The sequence below is a fragment of the Paenibacillus sp. FA6 genome (assembly GCF_051550225.1).
Classification (GTDB): Bacteria; Bacillota; Bacilli; order Paenibacillales; family Paenibacillaceae; genus Paenibacillus_AQ.
On record NZ_CP188820.1, the window covers coordinates 3,598,795 to 3,615,865 of the forward strand.

Genomic DNA, 17,071 nt, shown 5'->3' on the forward strand with positions numbered 1-17,071 from the left:
CCGCTCCTCACTCCCTATCTTCATCCAATCTTCTCGGTGCTGAAAAGCTGACTTTTTGAACTCCTAATTATACAAGATTCAATAACATTACATACCTTAGACAAGTGGAGGAGTAGAGTAAACTATGCTATTCATCGATAACCAAGGAATTCATGATCCTGCTATTAACTTAGCCATAGAAGAGTACGCTTTAAAACATCTTTCAATGGACGAAAGCTATTTGCTTTTCTATATTAATCAACCTTCTATTATTATTGGTAAACATCAGAATACTATTGAAGAGATTAACCAAGAGTATTGCAAAGAGAACAATGTACAAATCGTACGTCGTCTCTCCGGCGGGGGTGCGGTATATCACGATCTAGGTAACCTTAATTTCAGCTTTATTACGAAAGATGATGGTCGTTCATTCCACAACTTCTTGAAATTCACCCAACCTGTTATTGATGCTCTGCAAAAAATGGGGATAAACGCTGAACTCACGGGGCGCAACGACATACAGGTTGGCGAACAGAAGATATCTGGTAACGCCCAATTCTCTTCTCGAGGCCGGATGTTCAGTCATGGTACGCTGATGTTCAACCTAAACTTAGACAATGTCCAAGCCTCTCTCAACGTGAATCCAGAGAAATTCAAATCCAAGAGTACCAAATCCGTACGTAGTCGCGTAGCCAACATCAGTGATCTTATGGAAAACACTATGACGATTGAAGAATTCCGTGCTGAGCTACTTCGTTCGATATTCGGAATGGATGCACAAGATGTGCCCCAATACCACCTAAAAGAAGAAGATTGGGAGCAGATCAATCGAATTTCCAAGGAACATTATCAGAACTGGGATTGGAACTACGGTATATCACCTGAATCGAACGTTAAACATTCGAAGAAGTTCCCTGTCGGTATCATTGATCTGCGCATGGACATTAATGAAGGGCGAATTCGTGATATCAAAATTTACGGTGATTTCTTCGGCGTTGGTGATGTGACTGATATTGAGGATATATTACGAGGTAAAAGATACGATGAAGCAGAAGTGCGTGAGGCTTTATCCGATCTTCATATAAACCATTACTTCGGTAATCTTGAAATGGACGATTTTGTTGGGCTCGTATTTCTGGAGGAATAGTGTAAATTGATCACTACGAATACGGATTTCCCCTCCCGTTCATAAGAGTTAGTCTCCCTACACTCTGCATTTAGAATATAAAAGAATGGATAGAGCTCATCAGATACATCTGATTCTCTATCCATTCTTTTTTTGTTTTATCATCTCAATAATCCAGATTATTTCAAACCGGTTGTCGCGTAGTTCTCAATAATACTTTTCTGGAAAATAATAAAGATGATGATAATTGGCATAACCATAAAGGTTGCACCTGCCATCTGCAAGGCAAAATTCCCGCCGTACTGACTTTTTAGTAATGAGAGGCCGACGGACAAGGTATATAACCTTTCATCGTTCGCCATAATTAATGGCCATAGGAAGCTATTCCATCCACCGATAAAGGCAAGAATGGCTTGTACAGCAAGAATAGGCTTCGAAACCGGAAGTATAATTTGCATGAAGGTTCTAAACTCACTAGCTCCATCAAGTCGTGTCGCCTCAATAATTTCATCTGGAATGGTCGTCATAAACTGACGGAATAGAAAAATCCCAAATGCCCCTACAAGACCTGGCAATACAATCCCCAACATGGTGTTCGTCAAATTCATTTTATTCAAGATCAAATAAACTGGAATCATAGTTACTTGGCTAGGAATCATCATCGTTGCCAACACCATGAAGAAAATACTATTTTTCCATTTAAAATTATACTTAGCAAAACCAAAGCCCGCCATCGCATTTAGGAACATCCCAAAGAAAGCAAAAAGGACGATAATCAATGTATTTTTCAAATACACAGCAAAATTCATATTGGCGAATAAATTTTTATAATTCTCAAAAGTAATATCCAGCGGCCATAATGTCGGCGGAATCAGGATAACTTCACTTTCCGTCTTAAAGGATGACAAGATCATCCAAATGAATGGAAGTATAAACAAGATACCCCCGATCGCTAATACGATTCCTGCACTCCACTGAAATATTTTATCTTTATTGTTGCCTTTCATCGGTTCACCTCCACTCTTTTAATAATCCGATTCTTTATTTTGTGCTTTATATTGAACTAACGTTACCGTAATGACAGCGATAAATAAGATAAATGATCCGGCCGCAGCATATCCAAAGTTACTCAATTGGAAACCATTTTTATAAATAAACAATGCAGCTGACATCGTACCATCCAGAGGTCCACCCTTGGTCATGATGAACGGTTCTTCGAAGAACTGTAGCCAGCCGATCATCGTCGTAATGGATACGAAGAAGATCGCAAAGCGCAACATCGGAATCGTAATTGTCGTAACCTGCTGCCAAGTATTCGCACCATCTAATTCCGCTGCTTCATATAAGGACCTTGGAATACCTTGCAATGCTGCAATGAAGATAATCATATTTAGACCTACCGCTCTCCAGAGAGCCATGAGAATCAATGATATTTTAGCTACCGTCGGTTCGGTTAACCACGGAATTGCAGATAAATTCATAGATTCTAAAATGTAATTAAACAGTCCAAATGCCGGATTGTACAAGTAAGCCCAGACAACCGCCACAGCTACAACGTTCGTAACCGAAGGCAAATAAAAGACAACACGAAATACTTTAAACATTTTAGACTTACCTAAGTTAATCAATAAAGCTACACTAAGAGATGTTAGAATAACTAACGGAACGCCAATAATAACGTAAAACAACGTATTAAAAATAGCCTTCAAGAACACAGGATCCGAGAGCACATTAATATAGTTCTTAATACCAACAAAGCTCAAATTCGAATAGTCTGCTAATCCCGCCAAGTCCATATCCGTAAAGCTAATGAACAGGGCCACGAAGATAGGTAGCAACGAAAATACTGCGAGTAATATGATCGCTGGTGCAATAAATAGGTAAGGCGCCTTTCTTGATGTGAAACCTTTCATACCCTAGTCACTTCCTTTACTCAGGTTCCAATAAACAGACAATGAGCATGCTAACCAGCTATTTCTAGCGGGTTAGCCTCATTGTTCGTTATTATTATTATTATTATTTCTTAATGATGGATTCAGCCTTCTTGTTGAAAGTGTCCATTTCTTTTTGAATATCAATACCTGGTGTACGGTACACTTTTTCAAAGCTGCTCAAGAAGCTTTGTGCCGTTTCTTCAAATGTTTTCGTAGAAGGCATTGGAACAGCTGTTGCTAATTGCTCACCGAATACTTTGTAGTTCGCATCATCTTGAAGAACTGGATCTTTCCAAGCTTCTTGCGATGATGGAAGAGATTTCGTTAATTCCATCCACTTCAATTGTATTTCTGGCTTCGCCATGAACTCTACAAATTTCAGAGATGCTTCTTGATTTTTTGTGAATTGGAATACGGACATGTTAGCTCCACCAAGAGATGAGAAGTTGTTTTCTTTGCCCGTAGGTAACACCGCTGTTGCCCATTTACCTTCAAGCTCAGGTGCTTGCTCTTGAATCAAATTAACCATCCAAGGCCCACTGATAAACATCGGCGTAATACCATCGCCCCGGAATCCTTGAACTGCGTCGATACCAAGATCCATTGGAGCAGATTTGTCTGTAAAGAATTGTTGCATGTATTTAACTGTATCCACAAATGGCGGTTGGTTGAATAACGGTTTACCGTCTGCATCAAACAATGTGGAACCATTCTGACGTGCTAACATAAAGGCAAGAGATTGTTCTTTAACATCAAGAGCAAATCCGTACTTCCCTTCACCACGAGCAGCTAATTTCTTCGAAGCATCAAGCATTTCATCCCATGTTTTTGGTGCTTGATCATAACCTACTTCTTTCAAAAGGTCTGTACGATAGTAAAGCACGCGAGTATCGATATACCAAGGTACACCCACATAGCTATCTTCAAATGTTCCAGTTTCAACCGAACCTGGATAGAAGTTCTCTTGTTTCAATCCAGGGTATTCATCTAAATATGGAGTTAAATCCATCAATGCTTTCGCATTTGCGAATTCAGGAATCCAAGTTGTACCCATTTGCACAACGTCTGGACCTTTTTTCGATGCAACAGCAGTTAACAATTTGTCGTGTGCTGTATCCCAAGGTAATGTTTGTACATCAACTTTAATGTTTGGATTCTCTGCTACAAAAAGTTCAGCGATTTTCGGAATCGATTTGGCTTCCTCACCCATTCCCCATACACTAATGGTTGTCACTTTATCACTTGCGTTACCTGTGTTTTCTGATTTCGCCCCACACCCTGTAAGGATACCCATAACAACTAATGTAGATGCTAATACGGTTGCTACTGTTTTTTTACGCATTTTTAATTTCCTCCTAAATCATGATAGTAGTTGATAATCCCCTTGAATCTCTATGTCTAATATAAGCTAGACCGGCCCCCTCAGAGTTATATTAATACTAACATTATAATTGTCTCACCTGCAATATAAACGTTTCGATACTCATTATATAACATGATGAAATCGTATTCAAGTGCATAATTAGGATTTATAGAAACGTTTATATTCCTTTTTTTTGATAAAATGGGTTGGTTGACGTCACATTCAAAGGTGTTTATAATGGTTATTATCAAAGATAGAAACGTTTCGATAGTTTGAAAGTGTTCCTGAAAACGTATTAATAGCTTTAACAAGATGGAGGGAAACATATGCCGGAACAACAGTTACGTACATTAATCAATCAAATGTCCATAGAAGAAAAAATCAGTCAGTTACTTCAGTTGGCGGGACCCTTTTTTGAAGGTTCCGAAAGCCAAGGTGAAATTACAGGTCCTATGGAAGGTCTTGGAATTTCAAATGATTCGATTCGAAATTCAGGGTCGGTATTAGGGTTAACAGGAGCTAAAGAAGTTATACAAGTGCAACAAGCTCATTTGAAAAATAATCGCTTAGGTATTCCATTATTAATGATGGCGGATATTGTTCACGGATATAAAACGATCTTCCCTGTCCCACTTGCGATCAGTTGCTCATGGGATATGGATATGGCCGAGAGCACCGCTGTAGTAGCTGCCGCAGAAGCTTCAGCCGCTGGTGTACACGTGACGTTCGCACCAATGGTGGATCTCGTACGTGATCCTCGTTGGGGAAGAGTTATGGAGACTACTGGGGAAGATCCTTTCCTTAATAGTGAATTTGCACGAGCCTTCGTAAGAGGTTTCCAAGGAACGGATTTAACTCACGATCGTTCCCGGGTAGCAGCATGTGTGAAACATTTCGCCGCTTATGGTGCAGCAGAAGGTGGTCGTGATTACAATACAGTGGATATGTCCGAGCGCCAAATGCGCGAATACTATCTACCAGCTTACCGCGCAGCTTTAGATGAAGGTTGCGAAATGGTGATGACAGCATTTAATACGGTCGATGGCATTCCAGCTACTGGAAACCGCCGTTTAATGAGAGACTTACTTCGAGATGAATGGGGCTTTGACGGTGTCTTAATTTCTGATTGGGGCGCAGTTAAAGAGATGATTCCTCACGGCATAGCTGCCGATGAAGCTGAAGCTGCCTATAAAGCCATTCAAGCCGGTGTTGATATTGAAATGATGACGCCTGCCTATGAACATCATCTAAAAGGATTAATCGAGAACGGTCAAGTCAATGAGTCCCTTCTTGATGAAGCCGTCATGCGTATTTTGACATTGAAGCACAAACTAGGCTTGTTCGATAACCCGTATCGTGGCGCAAGTGTTGAGCTTGAAGAAGAGCTCATATTATCAGAAACACATCGTCAAGTTGCACGAGACGCAGCCGCTAAATCTTGTGTGTTATTGAAGAATAATAATGTTCTACCTTTAAATGAAGAGCAAAAAATCGCTTTGATAGGTCCATTCGCTCAAAGTGGAGATATTCTCGGTCCATGGTCTTGGATGGGATCGAAAGAAGAAGCCATCCAGTTATATACTGGTATGGTCGATCTAGTAGGCTCCGCGCATATCACTACCGCACAAGGTTGTGATATTGAGACGGGAACGGAAGCTCAATTGGCAGAAGCCTTATTAGCAGCACAACATGTCGATGTCATTGTGCTCGCATTAGGTGAGCATTCAGACATGAGCGGCGAAGCTGGCTGCCGCGCAGATATTCGTCTCCCTCAGATTCAGCTAGATTTGATCGCTGCGTTACAATCATTGAATAAACCTATGGTTGCGGTTCTCTTTAACGGGCGCCCACTAGATTTACACGGAGTCTACGACCAAGTGGATGCCGTACTTGAAGCTTGGTATCCAGGAACCGAAGGCGGAGCAGCCATCGCTGATTTATTATATGGCAAACGAAATCCATCAGCTCGATTAACGATGTCGTTCCCATATGCAGTGGGTCAAATACCTATCTACTACAACCATTTCAATACAGGTCGTCCACAAGGCGCAGCAGATGCACAAGTACGTTATGTATCGCAGTATTTGGACATTCCTAATGAACCGTTATTACCTTTCGGATATGGTCTTAGCTATACAACCTTTGAATACAGCGAGCCTACTATTCCCTCCACAACGATGACGATGGAACAACCTTTGACCATCAAGGTACGTGTTACCAACACAGGGGAATGTAAGGGTGAAGAGCTTGTACAATTATATATCCGTGACATCGTCGGAGATGTGGTACGTCCAGTCAAGGAATTAAAATCCTTCCGCAAGATCATATTAGAACCGAGAGATAGTCAAGAAATCACCTTTATATTAACGGAAGAACAACTCCGTTACCATCATTCAAACCTAGAATTCAAGAGTGATTCTGGTGACTTCTATGCCTTTGTTGGCAGTAATAGTCGAGATGTTACGGAACTGAAATTCACATTAAAAAAGTAATGAAAGCGAGTGTAGAAAATGACAACGAGGAATAATTCAAATTTTCAAATACAATCAAATAACTTAACGTTTACATTTATGAATAGCGGAGATATACGTGAAATACTCATGGATCGTACGATGATTAATCAATGGATCGCCAATCCACTAGATGGATCACTAAACAATTTATACCTTCGTATACACAACGAATCCGGCATGAATATCACGCCACTTCTTGGTATTCAATCCACTAGTGAAATAAGCTACACCGATACTCAAGTGATCTATAACGGCATATTCGAATCCCTTCGCTATCGTGTAACGTTCACGTTAACACCTATGAATATTTGGTTCTGGGATGTTCAAGTTGAAGGACAAGGCGAAGTTGTTGATATCATTTACGGACAAGATATGGGTCTAGCGGATCAAGCGGCTGTGCGCTCGAACGAAGCCTATCTATCTCAGTATATAGACCATGCCATGTTTGAAGATGCAGAGAAAGGTTACGTCGTCTGCTCACGTCAGAATATGCCACAAGCCGGGGCGTTCCCTTACATCCAACAAGGTTCATTAACGAAGTCCGTGGGCTTCTCAACAGATGGCTTCCAATTCTTCGGTCTATCTTATAAATCGACGAATCAACCTGCTGCACTTCAACAGACACAATTAAATAATGAAATCTATCAATATGAATTTGCTTATACGGCGCTACAATCCGAACGGGTAACGATCAACGGGACCGCAAATTTTGTATTCTACGGGCAATTCAGTCCAGATCATCCGAGCGCCATTACATCTCTTGAATTCAACCAAGAAATTGCAGAAGCATGGGCTTACGTATCTGAACTGCAAGTAGCAGCAACTATATCCATTAGTAATGTAAGCATTGGATCGCATATCGGATCACCACTAGCAACCGAATCCATGACATTAGAAGAAGTGAAGACACTCTTCCCTAACCGTCACCAAGAAGAATGGCATGGCGAAGATTTGTTGTCCTTCTTTACGGATACGTACGAACATATTGTATTGAAAGCCAAAGAATTGCTCGTAGAACGCCCACATGGTCACATTCTAATGACTGGGGATAACGCACGTTTAAACAGTCAAATCTTAACAACAACTTCGTATATGTATGGTATATTCAATTCACAATTAGTTGTTGGAAATACGTCTTGCAACAAAATGATAACGAATGCTCGTAACGCGCTGAACGTGATGAAAACGTCTGGTCAACGCATTTACATCGAAATCGAAGGTACTTATCACCTACTCACCATGCCTTCATTGTTCGAAATGGGCTTCAACTATGCTCGCTGGCACTATAAAATGGCAGACGATATGATTATCATTACGAATCATACAACGGTAAACACACCTGAATTACACTTACAAGTTCGTTCTGCAAGTGGCAAAGCTTATCGTTATCTCGTAACTAATCAAGTCGTAATGAACAACAATGAGTACGTTACACCTTATCACATGGAACAATCTGATTCCGTACTTACATTCCGTGCAGATCCAGCATCTGATAGTGCTACTACGCTTCCGGAGCTCTGCTATCGCATGCAATTTACAGGTGCTGATATGACAGTGCAAGACGAAACGGCGATTGCTAAGCATGTAGATGCCGGATCAACTTCACTAGTAGTCCTTGAACTATCTACGACAAGTGAGTGGAATATGACGGCTCAAGGATTAATTGATGGAGAATATATACCTTTCGGAACTTCGGATGCAACTACCGAGATCGCTCAGTACCGTGCATTCTTGGAGCAAGTGATGAACGGCTTTAGCCTGAATCATCCCGAAGGCCTTACTGATGAGATTCAAAAAGTAAACGCCCTAGCATGGTGGTATACGCACAATATGCTAGTACATTATTCTGTTCCACACGGATTAGAGCAATACGGCGGTGCAGCATGGGGTACGCGTGATGTATGCCAAGGTCCAACAGAATATTTCATGGCAACTCAAAAATACGATGAAGTACGTGACATTATTAAGATGGTGTTCACGCATCAATATGAGGATGAAGGCAACTGGCCGCAATGGTTCATGTTCGATCAATACTATCGTATTCAACAAGAAGAAAGCCATGGCGATATTATTGTATGGCCACTCAAAATATTGGGTGACTATCTGAACTTTACGAAGGATTACAGCATTCTCCAAGAAGAAGTACCTTATTCCATCCGTCACACAGGCGAATTAACAGAGAAGAAAGCAACTATCTACGATCATGCTAAAAAAGAAATTGAATATATTAAAAATCATTTCTTACATGATACGCACTTATCTTCTTATGGCGATGGTGACTGGGACGATACGCTTCAACCTGCGAATGCACAGTTGAAACAGTATATGGTCAGCAGTTGGACGGTTGCACTAACTTACCAAGTGTTCAACCAACTCTCTTCGGCTCTATCCCATCATGATGAAGCGATGGCTGCTGAATTAAGCGATCTTGCTACAGGTATTCAAACTGACTTTAATCGCTATATGTTGCAAACCGATGTCATTCCAGGATTTGTATACATGGAAGAACCAGGTCAAGCGGAATTGATGCTACATCCAACAGATACGAAGACTGGCATTCAATACCGCCTCCTTCCGATGACTCGCAGTATGATCGGTGAATTGCTAACTGAAGAGCAAGCAGCGGCCCACTATGAACTTATTAAGAAAGAACTCTATTGTCCGGATGGCGTACGTTTGATGAACCGTCCAGCTCAATACGTTGGCGGTGTAAGCTCAAACTTCAAGCGTGCGGAACAAGCATCGAACTTCGGTCGTGAAGTCGGTCTGCAGTACGTCCATGCTCACATCCGCTTTGTAGAAGCGATGGCGAAGCTCGGGAAAGCAGATGAAACTTGGAAAGGGCTTGCCATGATTAACCCTATAGGCATCCGCAACGTTGTACCTAATGCTGAAATGCGTCAGAGCAACGCTTACTTTAGTAGCTCCGACGGGAAGTTCAATACCCGTTACGAGGCACAGGAACGGTTCAACGAATTACGTACGGGTGATGTCGCTGTCAAAGGCGGTTGGAGAATTTATTCTAGCGGTCCTGGGATCTACATGAACCAATTGATCTCCAACTGCCTAGGTATTCGCCATGAAGGCGGCGATCTTATTCTAGATCCTGTCCTACCAACAACATGCGATGGTATGCTATTTGACTTCACACTCAATGGATTTAAGACACGCTTTGTCTACCATATTACCGGTCAAGCAATCAACCGTGTAAGCGTAAATGGAAATGATGTTGCTATAACGCAAACAGCGAACCGCTATCGTAATGGTGGCCTTCGTATCGGCGAGCAACAACTTGGAGATTTGATGAACGAAACGATGAATGAAATCAACATTTATATGTAAAATCTATTTGGCGATCTTTCGGGATCGCCATCAAACTTGATATAATAGAACGAAGTATTCATAATGACCAAGTGAACGTTAGGAGCGAATGTCGTGATCAGTATAAAAGATATCGCTAAACAAGCCGGGGTTTCGATCTCGACCGTTTCTTATGCGCTAAACGGAAGTCCCAAAGTCACAGAGGAAACCGCATCAAGAATATTAGCTATTGCAAAAGAATTAAATTATGTACCTAATGCAGCTGCTCGAAATTTAAAAAGACAAGAGACTAAAATTATCGGCGCTTTCTTAACGGATTTCAATGGTGCCTTTTATGGTGATTTATTGCAAGGAATGAGGGAAGTTCTGAACAAGAATGGCTATGATTTAATTGTCTGTAGTGGAAAACAGTCGCATCGTCTGTTGCCGGAGAAAATGATCGATGGCGCTATTGTCTTAGATGCATTCTTCTCGAGTGAGGAATTGTTGCTTCATGCAGATCGTGGTCATAAGCTGGTTGTGCTCGACAGAGAATTAAAGCACCCTAACATCAACCAAGTATTACTCGATAATAAAGCAGGGGCCGGGCTCGCCGTTGAATACTTAATTGAACAAGGGCACCGTAAAATTTATGTAGTTACAGGACCTCCTGGCTCTTTCGATTCGAATCAACGACTACAAGCCGTCAAGCAAACGATTGATAGAAATCAGCCTATTGAATACATTGTCATCCAGGGAGACTTCAATAAATCATCTGGAGTACATGCGGCGCATAAAATTATGGAAGATTATACGGAGCCGGTTGCTGTTTTCTGTCTCAATGATGAAATGGCCATCGGTATGTACAACGCCGTACAGCAGAGTGAATTCCGTATCGGCGAACATATTCACCTGATCGGATTTGATAACATGGAGCTAACGCAATATACACAACCTCGACTAGCTACCATAGATTATTCAAAACACAAATGGGGTTCAATCGCTTCAGAGCAATTATTAAAACTCATTGCTTCGGAAGATGTAGAGCAGGAACGAATCTATGTTACGTTAATTCAAGGTGATTCTGTACATCAGCTATAATTCTATTCTAATTTCTGCATTTAGAACGTAAAAGAATGGCTAGAGAATCATCTGATTCTCTAGCCATTCTTTTAATGTTACTAATTCCTATTTTTACATTTCATACAAAGAAATATTTAGATCAATCGTTAGTTTGGTAGTCGCTAGTATTTCTCCTCCATCATATTGATAATTTCTTGTATTACAATATCCGGCTTCTCCATATGAATACCATGGCCAGCGTCGATGGTTAACAGATGACTTCTATCCGATAATTTCGCTATTTCTTGCTGATACTCTAACCAGGCTGATGACCCATCAGCTTTATCTTTCATACCAACTAACACATTAATGGGTATATTTCTTAATGCATCCTTCTTCTTAGATTCCATCACTTGTTCAGCACTCAATAGCATCTCATCATAACTACCATCCGGCCCAATACTAGACCTTACTTCTTCTATACTACCTTCCTCAAACTGCGGTTCAGGATGATCTATCAATTGTTGCTCGTAAGATGAATCAACAAATACAATACCTTTTACTTCTTCCGGATATTTCGTTGCATACATTCTGGCAGTAAACCCGCCGAGAGAATGGGCCACAATGATGAATGGGCCCTCTATTTGGCATGCCTGAAGTAATTTATGCAGCTCTATCGCCTTATTCTCACTTGTTCGAGACAGGGGGCTTGAACTGCTCCTTCCCAATCCAGCACGTTCATAGGAAACCGTTAGAGTTCGCTTCGAGAGCTCAGACTGTAATTTCTCCCATGTGTCGGATGTACCGCCAAAACCTGACTCAAAGACGATAACAGGCTCGTCGCTCTTGATCCCGTTCATCTTAACGACTAGTCCATATCCTCCAATATCTACTTTTTCATGTATGTTAATCACTTCGTTGGTATCCATTATATTTCCGGTAAATTCCAGTTCATATTCATTGAGAATCCTCACGAAATCCAAGTTGAAACGACCACTGCTGTAAGAACTCCCGTTTATAGTATAATCAGGAAATGTCACCTTTCCTTGATCTCCATAAGGTATCCAACCAATGTACATAGATGAAGATAGGCTATTCATTTGAAGATTCCCATTTATAAGCTCTACCCAATCTTTAGGGAAAGGGAGCACTCCATACTTATGCTTCTGCAAGGACACTGTCAACCCCAGCTGAACTCGCGGTGTATATGAATCTACATCTTGACTCCTGTATGCACCTCTTTCGCCAATTAGATAATATTTGAGTTCGCTTAATTCATCTTTAGGATCCATATTCCATACGATATAATGCGTGGAAGCATCCTTCTCGTCTATCTTCCAAATATAAGGCTCGCCCCTTGTATCGATTCTTCTCAGTTTCCACTGAAACCAATCCCATTCCCAGAAGCTCATTCCATAATGTCCATCGTCCGAGATAAAAGGAACAAAGACATGCTTGCTATCTAGCGGAATGACATCTAGAATTCCACTAACATTGGCCTCTGCATAAAGCTGATTCATAGCCTTAATCGCATAGCTGTTATCTGGGAATGCTTGCGGTTTCCCTTCATAAAACAAGTAACCGACGATAGCTATCATTACGATCAGAAAGGGGATCAGAATTGTTTTCTTATTCATCATTTCGCCCCTCCATTTCTATAAGTGGTTCCTTAGAGAGATAGTAATAGTTCTGATTGGGTGTCGTAATTAACAGTCCTCTGCCGTCATCTTGGATATAAACAACAGAATCCAGACCACTCCCCCATCTAGGGAGTGCACCTAATAGTACATAAGGAAAGCGCTCCTTCCGATAATAGGATCCCGATTCCAGCACAGACTCGCGGTGCCACTCAAGACCCGTAATAGTAGCAGACTTAAGATCACTTAGCTCGTTTTGAAATCGCTCCTTATTAAGAAAAGCCGGCGTAGCAGAAGGGTGAATAGCTACAATGGATGCATGCTCGATATCTGCAATATACGTGGATGGATCCTCTTTGGGATAAACCCAGTTATCGATGACACCACTCATTAACGCCGTACCTAAGAAAATAAAATTGGCCCCAAACCCTATCCAAGCAAACGGACGATACGTCTTCCATGACTTTTTTCGAAGCATCCCATATAATACCCATACGCCAAGAGGCAGTATAGATAACTTCAACGAAATATGAAATAGGTTAAAGTTTATCGTGAAAGAGAATATTCCGAGCAGAACTACGAGCATGACTCTCCAATATGCAGGTTTCTCCTGCTGCTTCAAAAACTGACGGGATACGAGAACAATTACGATGATCCAGCCCAATATTGTGCATAAAGATTTGACGACGTTATACGACAATGGTAGATCCAGATGAAATGACATAATCCTCCCCCGTCCAAATTTATTACTTCAAATACGATTTATAAACTAGGGATCATCCTCTACTTAATAACTCCCTTCATATCCGTTCTAACAGTAACATCCTCAAGTCCAACTTTCTCTAACACTTCAGGCGTCACGTATAAGCGGAATTGAAACATATAGCTATTATTTCGGTCTAGTATCACGGTTTGGTCAGAAGCACCTGTTAACTTATATTGATAGTCATACATATTCCCTTCACGAAGGCCGATACTTAAACTGAATTTGGATACAAGAGAATGAAGAGGGATATACTTCTCCCCGTCTTTTACAAATGTAAACGGCACTAGTTCTGAACCTTGAGAGGTCATCACTTCATGTTCATACAGACGATGGATCGGCAGATCTATAACAGGCAATGTCTTCATATCTAAATTGTCCGGTGCTTTCGTTGTCGGGCGAGGATCGATCCATGCGTATAAGTTCTCTTGCTCTGTTTTGGTTGCCAAACTTGATCTCCCTGTTTTTAGATCGTATACCCACGGAATTCTCCAAGGTTCATTTTTAGTAAATAACAATTTCTGTTCCTTATCCGAGTAAACATAGAGTGTCCCAAGTACAAGCTGTTTTGTTTCGCCCGTAGCAGGATCATACGTTGAGATTTCCTTTTGCTTCGCTTCGGGACTATATTGCGCTACTAGCAGCTTGCTGTCAGCCAGCCAATACACCGTTACAGATCGGAGACTTGAAATCCATTCTTGAATCTCACCTGTTGCCATATTTTTGAGGAAATAACTATGCAATTTAGTACTATAGACTGATTTACCGTTCGCTGACATCTCAGCACCGAAATTGGACGTCCTATATAACCCCCATTTACCATCAGGTGAGATGTCATAATTAAGGCCTCTTACCGCAGCCTGCGCTGTTGTATCTAAATATAAAGGATTAATATAGTCAAATAAATCTACTGCAGAAGCATTACTGAAATCGATACTCAGTTCTGGATAAGAACTCAATTTCGAATAATCCGTTGAAATACGTGCGAATTTATCGTTTAATTGCGCCCATTTACCATCATTCGTTGAAACGATCACTTTATTCGTATACTTTTCACCATCTGAACCACTCCAGTTATAATACGTACTACCTGAACTTGGATCTTTCCATTCCGCATATACAGTTGGCTTAATCTCTTCTGCTTGTGCTGCAGATGTAACGTACGTACCCCATACTGAGGCAAGAAGTATCGTCACCAACCCCACTTGAATCCTTGCTTTTCTAAGTATCTGCATGTTTATATTCCTCCTTGGAATTTTCCTCATCTATAACTAAGACGGATAATATGCAATATAGTTACATATAAAAAAAAACCACCGGTTATGACTAGACTCGCTGCCTAATCCCAGTGGTTTCCCGTAACCTATTTATATTTATGCCAATCCATATTACTATTCTCAAGCAGATGTTCAAAATTGTTATCCAATTTCTTTTGCTCTTGCTTACGAGCTTCCGCCTTCATCAATTCTTGTTCTTCCTTCTTCTTCAGTTCCTCAGCCTTCATCTCATCTGCCTGAGACTTTAATTGCTCAAGTATTTCACCACTTAATAAATCTTTCAACGTGATTGGTCTATCGTCAGATACAGGCTTTGGAGCTGGGGTAGATCTTTTCTTCTTAGCCATAGAATCATCTCCATTTCCAACTACATTATAGCAGTTTTCGATACGACGTTCTATCTCTTTGCTTGATAGCGATCATTGATCCCTCAATATGCGGTATATGTGCTCGTCATTATGGTAATAACGTTAATAGCAGCTATAGAAAGGAACACTACAACTATGAACTTTATCAGCAGAGTCATTACAAATATATTTAGCACCCCTTCAATTGAAAACAGCGACTCAAGTAAAGAACCGGAACAAACTAAAGTACCTTTAACAATAAACCTTCAAGAAAATATACAATATATTAAAAATTCACTTGGAAATAGCAGTGACATCGTCATCAGAGAAATTCAGATCGGATCGGAACGACAGATCAAAGCAGCCATTATATTTACAGACGGATTGGCGGATTCTAAATCCATTCAGAATTTCATTATGGAATCTCTTATGTTAAATATTTCAAATGCGGATTCCAATAAATTGGTTACGTCTCAAGAGGATATTTTTCAGGTATTAAAAGATCACTTTCTTACCGCTGGAAGTATTAAAGACGTTACGGAATGGACTCCTATATTTACATCCCTGTTATCCGGAGATGCCATCCTCTTATTAGAGGGATACGCAAAAGGTTTCAGTATCGGTATGCGGGGATGGAAAGACCGTGCCGTATCGGAGACGACTACGGAAACCGTCATTCGGGGACCTAAAGAAGGGTTCACAGAAAACTTACGTACGAATACAGCATTAGTACGTCGAAAAATAAAGGACCCTAATCTCTGGCTAGAAACTAAGGAAATTGGAAGAGTCACCAAAACCGATGTCGCGATCATGTATATCAAAGGAATTGTCAGCGACGACATTGTAGAAGAGGTGCTTAAACGCTTAGACAGAATCGATATCGATGGGATTCTGGAAAGTGGTTATATTGAAGAATTGATCGAAGATGAAACATACACTCCTTTTCCGACAATATATCATTCCGAACGTCCTGATGTCATTGCCGCCGACCTATTAGAAGGTAAAGTTGCCATATTAGTGGATGGAACTCCGATTGTCCTAGTCGTTCCTACCATGTTTGTTTCGTTCATACAGGCTGCGGAGGACTATTATCAACGATCGGATATTAGTAGCCTTATTCGTGTGCTCCGATACGTCTGTATTTTCATTTCCCTGCTAGGCCCATCTCTGTACATAGCCATCACCACTTTTCATCAGGAGATGTTGCCAACTCAATTGTTGATCAGTTTGGCTTCTCAACGAGAAGGAGTTCCCTTCCCTGCATTTGTTGAGGCACTCATGATGGAAATATCATTTGAAATTTTGAGAGAAGCCAGTTTAAGGTTGCCTAAAGCCATTGCACAATCCATATCCATCGTGGGTACTTTAGTCATTGGATCAGCGGCAGTAGAAGCCGGAATCATATCTGCGGCTATGGTCATCGTCGTTGCGATCACAGCCATTTCTAGTTTTGTCCTACCTGCTTATGACATGGCTATGACCATCCGAATGTTACGATTCCTCATGATGGGGCTTGCCGCTTCCTTCGGCTTGTTTGGAATTATCATCGGAGTCATTGCGATTGTTCTTCACTTGTGCAGCTTGCGTTCTTTCGGAATTCCTTATATGAGTCCGTTTGCTCCGTTTATCCTTGACGATATGAAGGATACGATATTTCGAATGCCCCGTTGGGCCATGTTCACCCGTCCTCGTTTGATCAATAAGAAGAATATCATCCGGGAACAAAGTACCCCTCCGGAAAAACCGCGAAACAATACAGGAGGTTGACCT

Annotated in this window: 12 protein-coding genes; 5 read left to right on the forward strand and 7 right to left on the reverse strand. The window is 41.0% G+C overall.

Translation table 11 applies throughout. From position 1 onward, the window contains the following. The first annotated feature begins 124 nt into the window (after window positions 1-124). Window positions 125-1,126: a lipoate--protein ligase gene (locus tag ACP8HI_RS16875; protein WP_438347361.1), complete on the forward strand. Its 1,002-nt coding sequence runs from the start codon at window positions 125-127 to the stop codon at window positions 1,124-1,126. A 158-nt stretch (window positions 1,127-1,284) separates the two neighbouring features. Here the strand turns inward: ACP8HI_RS16875 and ACP8HI_RS16880 are convergent, their stop codons facing one another. The 3 genes from ACP8HI_RS16880 to ACP8HI_RS16890 form a co-directional block, all read right to left on the reverse strand. Further along, complete coding sequence (locus ACP8HI_RS16880) at window positions 1,285-2,112, reverse strand: carbohydrate ABC transporter permease (protein ID WP_438347362.1); 828 nt, start codon at window positions 2,110-2,112, stop codon at window positions 1,285-1,287. An 18-nt stretch (window positions 2,113-2,130) separates the two neighbouring features. Further along, the gene (locus tag ACP8HI_RS16885; RefSeq protein ID WP_438347363.1) at window positions 2,131-3,018 is read right to left on the reverse strand and encodes a carbohydrate ABC transporter permease; all 888 of its coding nucleotides are present in this window, start codon (window positions 3,016-3,018) and stop codon (window positions 2,131-2,133) included. 103 nt (window positions 3,019-3,121) lie between these two features. Next, on the reverse strand, window positions 3,122-4,381 hold the full coding sequence (locus tag ACP8HI_RS16890; protein ID WP_438347364.1) for a sugar ABC transporter substrate-binding protein: 1,260 nt from the start codon (window positions 4,379-4,381) through the stop codon (window positions 3,122-3,124). A gap of 347 nt (window positions 4,382-4,728) precedes the next feature. Between ACP8HI_RS16890 and ACP8HI_RS16895 the strand changes: the two genes are divergently transcribed. The 3 genes from ACP8HI_RS16895 to ACP8HI_RS16905 all read left to right on the forward strand — a co-directional run bounded on the left by ACP8HI_RS16895 (window position 4,729) and on the right by ACP8HI_RS16905 (window position 11,316). After that, the gene (locus tag ACP8HI_RS16895; protein WP_438347365.1) at window positions 4,729-6,894 is read left to right on the forward strand and encodes a glycoside hydrolase family 3 N-terminal domain-containing protein; all 2,166 of its coding nucleotides are present in this window, start codon (window positions 4,729-4,731) and stop codon (window positions 6,892-6,894) included. Window positions 6,895-6,912: 18 nt separating this feature from the next. Next, the gene (locus ACP8HI_RS16900) at window positions 6,913-10,257 is read left to right on the forward strand and encodes a GH36-type glycosyl hydrolase domain-containing protein (RefSeq protein ID WP_438347366.1); all 3,345 of its coding nucleotides are present in this window, start codon (window positions 6,913-6,915) and stop codon (window positions 10,255-10,257) included. Between the two features lie 93 nt (window positions 10,258-10,350). Next, window positions 10,351-11,316, forward strand: coding sequence for a LacI family DNA-binding transcriptional regulator (locus tag ACP8HI_RS16905; protein WP_438347367.1), 966 nt, complete (start codon window positions 10,351-10,353; stop codon window positions 11,314-11,316). A gap of 143 nt (window positions 11,317-11,459) precedes the next feature. On the opposite strand, the gene ACP8HI_RS16910 is transcribed toward ACP8HI_RS16905, so the two are convergent. The 4 genes from ACP8HI_RS16910 to ACP8HI_RS16925 all read right to left on the reverse strand — a co-directional run bounded on the left by ACP8HI_RS16910 (window position 11,460) and on the right by ACP8HI_RS16925 (window position 15,301). Then, window positions 11,460-12,917 (reverse strand): alpha/beta fold hydrolase, encoded by a 1,458-nt coding sequence (locus ACP8HI_RS16910; protein WP_438347368.1) that lies wholly within the window; start codon window positions 12,915-12,917, stop codon window positions 11,460-11,462. Further along, window positions 12,907-13,638 carry a hypothetical protein gene (locus tag ACP8HI_RS16915; RefSeq protein WP_438347369.1) on the reverse strand — a complete coding sequence of 244 codons (732 nt, stop codon included), beginning with the start codon at window positions 13,636-13,638 and terminating at the stop codon, window positions 12,907-12,909. Before ACP8HI_RS16915 ends, ACP8HI_RS16910 begins: the two co-directional genes overlap by 11 nt. A 59-nt stretch (window positions 13,639-13,697) precedes the next feature. Further along, the gene (locus ACP8HI_RS16920; protein WP_438347370.1) at window positions 13,698-14,912 is read right to left on the reverse strand and encodes a hypothetical protein; all 1,215 of its coding nucleotides are present in this window, start codon (window positions 14,910-14,912) and stop codon (window positions 13,698-13,700) included. A 128-nt stretch (window positions 14,913-15,040) separates the two neighbouring features. Next, window positions 15,041-15,301 carry a YqkE family protein gene (locus ACP8HI_RS16925; RefSeq protein ID WP_438347371.1) on the reverse strand — a complete coding sequence of 87 codons (261 nt, stop codon included), beginning with the start codon at window positions 15,299-15,301 and terminating at the stop codon, window positions 15,041-15,043. A gap of 156 nt (window positions 15,302-15,457) precedes the next feature. Here ACP8HI_RS16925 and ACP8HI_RS16930 point away from each other — a divergent pair, with 156 nt between their 5' ends. Beyond that, on the forward strand, window positions 15,458-17,068 hold the full coding sequence (locus ACP8HI_RS16930) for a spore germination protein (protein ID WP_438347372.1): 1,611 nt from the start codon (window positions 15,458-15,460) through the stop codon (window positions 17,066-17,068). The last annotated feature ends 3 nt before the right edge of the window (window positions 17,069-17,071 follow it).

Coding starts and splice junctions, on each gene's coding strand:
- ACP8HI_RS16885 (WP_438347363.1), bottom strand. CDS start 3,018: ATGAAAGGTTTCACATCAAGAAAGGCGCCTTACCTATTTATTGCACCA.
- ACP8HI_RS16880 (WP_438347362.1), bottom strand. CDS start 2,112: ATGAAAGGCAACAATAAAGATAAAATATTTCAGTGGAGTGCAGGAATC.
- ACP8HI_RS16920 (WP_438347370.1), bottom strand. CDS start 14,912: ATGCAGATACTTAGAAAAGCAAGGATTCAAGTGGGGTTGGTGACGATA.
- ACP8HI_RS16930 (WP_438347372.1), top strand. CDS start 15,458: ATGAACTTTATCAGCAGAGTCATTACAAATATATTTAGCACCCCTTCA.
- ACP8HI_RS16910 (WP_438347368.1), bottom strand. CDS start 12,917: ATGATGAATAAGAAAACAATTCTGATCCCCTTTCTGATCGTAATGATA.
- ACP8HI_RS16890 (WP_438347364.1), bottom strand. CDS start 4,381: ATGCGTAAAAAAACAGTAGCAACCGTATTAGCATCTACATTAGTTGTT.
- ACP8HI_RS16925 (WP_438347371.1), bottom strand. CDS start 15,301: ATGGCTAAGAAGAAAAGATCTACCCCAGCTCCAAAGCCTGTATCTGAC.
- ACP8HI_RS16900 (WP_438347366.1), top strand. CDS start 6,913: ATGACAACGAGGAATAATTCAAATTTTCAAATACAATCAAATAACTTA.
- ACP8HI_RS16875 (WP_438347361.1), top strand. CDS start 125: ATGCTATTCATCGATAACCAAGGAATTCATGATCCTGCTATTAACTTA.
- ACP8HI_RS16915 (WP_438347369.1), bottom strand. CDS start 13,638: ATGTCATTTCATCTGGATCTACCATTGTCGTATAACGTCGTCAAATCT.
- ACP8HI_RS16895 (WP_438347365.1), top strand. CDS start 4,729: ATGCCGGAACAACAGTTACGTACATTAATCAATCAAATGTCCATAGAA.